The sequence below is a fragment of the Enterobacter cloacae complex sp. P13B genome, from assembly GCF_014895915.1.
Taxonomy (GTDB): domain Bacteria; phylum Pseudomonadota; class Gammaproteobacteria; order Enterobacterales; family Enterobacteriaceae; genus Enterobacter; species Enterobacter bugandensis.
In genome coordinates this window covers 35,687-37,331 of the sequence record NZ_JADBQN010000064.1, presented here as the reverse complement: position 1 = coordinate 37,331, position 1,645 = coordinate 35,687, and the positions used below count along the sequence as shown (strand labels likewise).

At 35.1% G+C, this 1,645-nt stretch carries 2 protein-coding genes; both read right to left on the bottom strand.

The features are described 5' to 3' along the window. Positions 1 to 94: 94 nt before the first annotated feature. A complete protein-coding gene (locus IM273_RS21440) occupies positions 95 to 1,306 on the bottom strand; it encodes a hypothetical protein (protein ID WP_193055614.1) in 1,212 nt (403 codons plus the stop codon). 4 nt (positions 1,307 to 1,310) lie between these two features. Further along, the gene (locus IM273_RS21435; protein ID WP_072049668.1) at positions 1,311 to 1,568 is read right to left on the bottom strand and encodes a PAAR domain-containing protein; all 258 of its coding nucleotides are present in this window, start codon (positions 1,566 to 1,568) and stop codon (positions 1,311 to 1,313) included. Positions 1,569 to 1,645: the final 77 nt, after the last annotated feature.

The window sequence follows — 1,645 nt, the reverse complement described above, 5'->3', positions numbered from 1 at the left end:
AGGTAATAAATTAGAAGCAAAATAACAGCAATGATTATAACAAAAAAAACGCCAGAAAATTTAATAAAGATTTTTTTCATATTATAATAAACCTCTAAACACTGGCAGCCGAGTTAAATAAATGGGAATTCAAAATATCATTATTTTTACTTATCAATAAATACTGCCCTGGGGGGAGATGCTCATTTACATAACTCAATTGCAAAAACTCGGTAAGAGGCGGGCACTTACATAAATAGTTGTCTGAATCAACGTACATATACGACGAAAGTGCACTTTCCGACATTACATCTGTTGTTTTTAACACCAGTTTTTTTAACTCTTCTTCATTCAACCCAGAATATATAACACCAGATAGCCCTCGCCCTTCATTAACCCTTCCCCAGAGGAGGGATTTATCTATTCCTGCCCAATCACATTCAGGACGAAAAAAAGCCCCTAAAGATGAGTGGTCACCAGTCTCACCATCATTTCTCAATCTCCCAAACAAAAAAACCACAGATTCAGATTTATTGTCGATTTCATCGTCAAGTAATTCTGCGCCATGAAAATTGGCAGCAATAAGAACTATATATTCATCAGAAGATCTATCCAACCAGTTATCAATGGATTCTGATAAGTTTTTACTAAACTCAATATTCGCCCCCAGATATATACTATCAAGCCGTTCCTGCCAAATCTTTTTTATGAGAGGTTTTAAATTATCATTAAGAACACACACCACTTTTACCCTGGCATACTTAGGCAAAAGGCTTATATGCATATGGATATCGTTAATAATACCCCCTATTATTTTACTAAATAAAATAGCATTTCTCTCCTGCATTTGATAAATGCTAATTAATTCAGGTATTGGAGAATTAAAAGTAAGATATCTGGACATATGCGTTAACTTTGGTGCATAGCGCACAGGCAATAACTTCCCCTCTATGCTATTAGTCACATTACCATTTAAATCGGGCAATCTGACCTGCAACTCAATGACATCAAGATAGGCCCTTCCTTTTTGAAGCAACTCCTGATAATAATCCTGGCGAGTTCTATTCCAGTTAATTGCTTCGATATTCTTATTATTCCATAATATAATTCTGAAGAAAAACACAGCCCCGCAGAAGAGTAATGGTACCAGCAATAACTCAGACCAAAAAGCATAACTATTTTTTGATAAAAACTCAGGAAAATAGATCAAAAAAACACATAAATATACAGCAAGTATGCAAACGCAAATTCCAATTTCAACCCATAATGATAATGCTGTTTTGGATATTTTTTCCTCCGAAGGAATATCAAAAATATTTACTGGCATAAATTCACTCCTTTAAAACACGCGAACCGGCGGAAATAAGAATAGCGCCACATGAACAGCGATGCCCTTCTAACGCAACAGCTAACCCGTTATCGCAATGTTTTTCATCTCCCTCATTTATACTATTTATACCGTGTGTTGGACATGAAACCAAATCAGACTTGCGTGCCACAGATTTACCATCAATGGTTATCTGAGATGAGCCCGTTAAGACAGATCCACCATGAGATGTTTTATCACCTACACAAATAATTTTTCTCATATTCTGATTTATCCAATTTAATATATCAATTGGCAACAGTAACATCAGGAAGTCTTTTTAAAATTACAGGGTTATAA

Coding starts and splice junctions, on each gene's coding strand:
- IM273_RS21440 (WP_193055614.1), bottom strand. CDS start 1,306: ATGCCAGTAAATATTTTTGATATTCCTTCGGAGGAAAAAATATCCAAA.
- IM273_RS21435 (WP_072049668.1), bottom strand. CDS start 1,568: ATGAGAAAAATTATTTGTGTAGGTGATAAAACATCTCATGGTGGATCT.